The organism is uncultured Agitococcus sp., assembly GCF_937920075.1.
GTDB lineage: Bacteria > Pseudomonadota > Gammaproteobacteria > Pseudomonadales > Moraxellaceae > Agitococcus.
In genome coordinates this window covers 1-4904 of the sequence record NZ_CALETI010000343.1, presented here as the reverse complement: position 1 = coordinate 4904, position 4904 = coordinate 1, and the positions used below count along the sequence as shown (strand labels likewise).

4 protein-coding genes and 1 pseudogene are annotated in these 4904 nt (G+C 40.5%); 4 read left to right on the top strand and 1 reads right to left on the bottom strand.

All coding sequences use genetic code 11. From position 1 onward, the window contains the following. Nucleotides 1-431 (top strand): annotated as a pseudogene (locus tag Q0212_RS11970) (type I restriction endonuclease subunit R); the annotation flags it as partial. A 44-nt stretch (nt 432-475) separates the two neighbouring features. On the opposite strand, the gene Q0212_RS11965 reads toward Q0212_RS11970, so the two are convergent. Continuing rightward, complete coding sequence (locus Q0212_RS11965) at nt 476-1729, bottom strand: alkane 1-monooxygenase (RefSeq protein ID WP_297925797.1); 1254 nt, start codon at nt 1727-1729, stop codon at nt 476-478. Between the two features lie 252 nt (nt 1730-1981). Between Q0212_RS11965 and Q0212_RS11960 the strand changes: the two genes are divergently transcribed. From Q0212_RS11960 to Q0212_RS11950, 3 genes are all read left to right on the top strand, one after another. After that, nucleotides 1982-2905 carry an AraC family transcriptional regulator gene (locus tag Q0212_RS11960; RefSeq protein WP_297925795.1) on the top strand — a complete coding sequence of 308 codons (924 nt, stop codon included), beginning with the start codon at nt 1982-1984 and terminating at the stop codon, nt 2903-2905. Nucleotides 2906-2959: 54 nt separating this feature from the next. Further along, entirely contained in the window at nt 2960-3880 is a 921-nt protein-coding gene (gene ttcA / locus Q0212_RS11955; RefSeq protein WP_297925793.1) for a tRNA 2-thiocytidine(32) synthetase TtcA, read from the top strand. 72 nt (nt 3881-3952) lie between these two features. Then, nucleotides 3953-4882, top strand: coding sequence for a hypothetical protein (locus tag Q0212_RS11950; RefSeq protein WP_297925790.1), 930 nt, complete (start codon nt 3953-3955; stop codon nt 4880-4882). Nucleotides 4883-4904 lie beyond the last annotated feature (22 nt).

Sequence of the window (4904 nt, the reverse complement as noted above, 5' to 3'; positions counted from 1 at the left end):
GCTTATCCAAAATTCGTCAACAGGACATTCAACTTAAAGCTAGTGGTGATGAGCATAAGCTAGAACCTGCCAATGAGTTAGGGACAGCTAAAGCCAAAGATAAAAAAGAAGATTTTTGGTCGGTGATTTTGGCTAAAGTAAACGAATTATTTATTACCGATAAGCTCACTGATAAAGACATGATTAATTATGTGCATACGGTGGCCGATAAAGTGGCAGAAGATAGCAAGGTGATGAAGCAAATCACCAATAACACCAGAGAGCAAGCCATGTTAGGCCATTTTAGCCAAGCAATTGATGATGCGATTATTGGTAGTAATGAAGCTCACCAAGAACAAATGATGCAGTTAATGACCGACCCTGCCAAAATGCGCCAATTTGCCAATGTCATTTATGATGTGTTGGTGCAAAAGGACTTAGGTGGGCGGTGATTAAAAAAGAGGTGGTTTTGCAACCACCTCAAAGAGTGAAAGATTTAAGCCGCTTCTGGCGTTGCTTCAATCAACGTTTGCTCGTTTTCTTCTTTAATACGCTTAGCTAATGGCGCATATTTTTGCATCAAAAAGCCTTGCTCATCAGGATCCATATTGATTTTGCTTAAATCACCGTTGTAGTGTTTAATCACACGCTCATCCATTAATTTGTACCACAAAGAAGGCACATAGGCAGGTAACAACATCGACGCATAACCACCGGGTAATTGTGGTGCTTTCTCAAAGTGACGTAAGGCTTGGAAGCTACGGCTTGGATGAGCATGATGGTCAGAATGACGTTGCAATTGATATAACACTAAATTAGTCACAATATGGTTGCTGTTCCAACTATGTGTGGGGGCAGTACGCTCATATTTGCCATTGGCTAACTTTTCGCGTTTTAAACCATAATGTTCTACATAATTAATGACTTCTAACAAGCTTGCACCATAAGCCGCTTGACCAACCATAAACGGAATAGAACGACGACCAAACAACAAAGTAGTGGCGGCAAATAAACCACCTGTCATTGCCCAACCTTGCAATAATTCGTTATCAAGCGACCAGAAACCTTTGCCTTTACGTGCTAAACGTTCTTTTTCAATTTCGATTGCCGATTTAAAACCACCAATCACGGTGCGTGGTAAAAACTTCCAAAAACTTTCACCCATACGGCTGCTGGCTGGGTCTTCGGGCGTGGCAACACGTTTATGATGACCAAAATTATGTTCAACAGCAAAATGAGTATAACCTGTTGGTGCTAAAGCAGCCATTGCCAATAAACGATCAGTTTTATCGTGTTTGTGGCCTAATTCATGGGCAGTGTTAATGGCAATACCATTCATTGCGCCAACCGATAAGGTTAAACCCACATAATCTAAAGCTGGGGTACTTTTGCGGCTAGCTAACCATGCACCCAAAAACGTCACGGCGTATTGAGCAGGAATAAAGGCTTTAACCACACGGCTATAATATTTATCGTTTTCTAAATCTTTAATCGCAGATTCGGGAGGATTAGTGCTATCTTCGCCAATCAAACGGTCTAAGGCAGGAATAACGCCATGTACCAACGCAGGGCCAACCCATGCTAAAGCACGTAATTTTTTGGGTGCAATCGCATAAGCAGACAAAGCAGCAATACCAATAACAGGTACAGCAGGGCTTAATAACCATAAATAACGTTTAGCATCTTTCCATTTGCCGTTGGTGCTTTGAGTGGCATTATCTAATAAATAGTCTGGTGTTTTTGCATTCATGTTTTTTACCCTTTGATAACAACACAACCAAGCGAATGCTTGCTATTGTGTAAAAATTTGTTGGACACTGTGTAGGCATATATTGCATCCTAAATAGCAAAGCAGCCAGTTGCCAACGTCCGCTAAACCTGCGTTAAACGCCGACATTGACTAATGTAACAGTCAATATGTTAAAATTGCTTTAAGTCGATAAATGATAAGAAAAATTAATCGTGTAGTCCCGATGGCAACGACAATATTAAAGAGAGAGACATGATGGATGCGTTAAGTCATCTATTAGATGACGTTCATTTTGGTGGTGCAGAGTATTTATATATCAATGCCTTACAAGGTTGGCAGTTTGGTTTGGCCAAACAAACTGTTTTTTATGTGGTATTAACAGGTGATGTCAAAGTTAACGTTGCAGGGCAAACCCATAAACTCAGCACAGGCAATATCGTATTTATGCCTTATGGTGCAGCCCATAGCTTTTTTGATGCAAATTTTGATGCCCCCAAAACACAGGGTTTTAATTTAGAACCCGAATTTAAAGGCGCGCGTTATGATCCTGTGGTGTTAGGTCATGGTCATCCGCAAGCCTTAATTTTAGGGGTACGTTGTTTATTAGATAGCGAAATGGCCAAACCGTTGTTGTCGTCTTTGCCTGATTATATTTTGATTGAAGATGGTTTAAATGGTGAAGGGCCAGCATGGTTAAAATTGGGTTTAGAGTTTTTAGCCTTAGAATCTGAACGTTTTCGGCCAGGTCGAGACACCTTAATTAATCGCCTCATTAGTATGTTTTTTATTGAGTGTGTGCGTGACTATGTAGAGCAATTACCTGTACAAAGTAATACATGGCTCAATGCGGTGCGAGACCCTTATTTAGCTCCCGTACTCAGTGCCATTCATGCTCAGCCTGCTCATCCGTGGACAGTGGTTGATTTAGCAAAATTGGCTTGTTTGTCGCGTTCAAGTTTTGCCGAGCGTTTTGCCAATATGATGGGGCAACCGCCATTAGCTTATTTAACCGAATACCGCTTACGTCAAGCAGCACGTTATTTAACCATTGGTGATATGAGTGTGAATCGGGTGAGTGAGCGAGTGGGCTATAGTTCTGAAACGGCCTTTAGCCAAGCTTTTAAACGTCAATATGGAGTTTCGCCTAGCCAATACAGAAAACAAGGCCGTGATTAGGCAGTTAAAATCAGGTAAAATTAAGCTTATTTTTTCATAATTGTTTAGATCGCCATGACTGTTGAAATTTTTACGCCCGATAATCCCCCTCAAGTTAAACCTGCACCTGTGGATGAGTCTTTGGTTGCTGACCGTAAGAGCCGTACAGAGTTTAATAAATTACAAAAACGTCTGCGTCGTTTAGTTGGCCAAGCCATTGCTGACTACAACATGATTGAAGACGGCGACAAAATTATGGTGTGTTTATCGGGTGGCAAAGATAGCTACACCATGTTAGATGTTTTATTGAGCTTGCAAATGAGCGCGCCGATAAAATTTGACATTGTGGCGGTTAACCTCGATCAAAAACAGCCAAACTTTCCCGAAGATGTGTTACCTAAATATTTAACAGAACGTGGTATTCCACATTTTATTTTAGAAAAAGACACCTATAGCATTGTTAAAGAATTAACGCCTGAAGGTAAAACCTATTGTGCCGTTTGTTCACGTTTGCGTCGTGGTAGCTTATATGGTTTTGCCCAAGAAATTGGCGCAACAAAGGTTGCATTGGGGCATCATCGTGATGACATTATGGCAACTTTATTCTTAAACTTGTTTCATGGTGGCAAATTAAAAGCCATGCCTCCTAAGCTATTATCTGATGATGGCAAAAATATCTTAATTCGACCATTAGCCTATTGCGAAGAAAAAGATATTATCGAATATGCACGTTATAAAGCATTCCCGATTATTCCCTGTAATTTGTGTGGCTCCCAAGAAAACTTACAACGGGCAAAAATTAATGACATGCTGCGTGAGTGGGACAAAAAACATACAGGCCGTTTAGAAAGTATTTTTAGAGCTATTCAAAATGTGGCTCCCTCACAATTAGCTGATCGTGAGTTATTTGATTTTGAAAATTTAAGAAGTACCAGCCAACCTGCTGCCAAACCACGTGATGATAGATTGTTGGACATGGTTAATTTGATGCTCTAAAGTTTTGTTGTACACTGTGACAGTCTGTTATGTTACAGTGACTTAAAAACTTGAAACAACAAGGAAAATTTTATGACTCAGCAAAATAAAAAGCTTAAGCAAAAGTTATTAAATAAAACCTTAACTGCTGCAAATAAAGCTTTGGAAGTTGCTGAGGATATTGTTGATATGGCTCAAGAAACTGCTAAGTCGGTGGTTGATACAGCCAGTGACACGGCACGTAGCACTTTACAATTTACTGCAAATGGTGCACAAGCGATTGCCCAACTTGCAGGTGGCGGTGCAAAGATGACCGCACAGCTTGCGTCTGATACGGCTAAAGCAGCTACACAGCTTGCTCAAGAAGCCGCTTTGCAAATGGCGCAAAACTATTTTAGCAAAACGACCTTAACCATCTCCTTACCTGAAAGCCAATTAAATAAACAGCTTCGGCAAATGACCGAGCAACATCCATACTTTGATGATATTAGTGTCAGTTGTGGCAGTGATCGTTTAACTTTGCATTTAGATGGTCATTATCAGCGTGTGTTATACACGGTGAGTTTGGATTTTGATGTCTTAGAGTGTAAGGTGTCGCACGATGAACAGTTTTTGTTGTTGCGTCATGTTGATACTCGTTTAGAAAGCCAAGTGCGGCAGGGACGATTATTAACCAATTTTGCCTTGCGTCATGCCTCACATGCAACGGCTTTTGCCTTAAAACGTTTGCCTTTAGTGGCTGATCCAATTAGTTTTTTAATGGAAAGAGTGGCAGGCATTAGTAACGAAGGCCCGCATTTGTGGCGCGTAGCCTTGCACAAAGATTTAATGATTGAATTATTACATAATCGTTCGTGGATCGTGGATAAGTTATTAGCTTTAGCCGATTCAACCTTAATTCCCGGTTTATCATTAATCATGGACAGCGAAGATATGTTGTCTAAATTAGTGAATCAATTTGAAATTCGCTCAATGCGAGTCTTGCCTAATCGTTTAGAGTTACTGGTGGGTATTAGCTCTTAAATACCCTAATCATTTTAGGCCA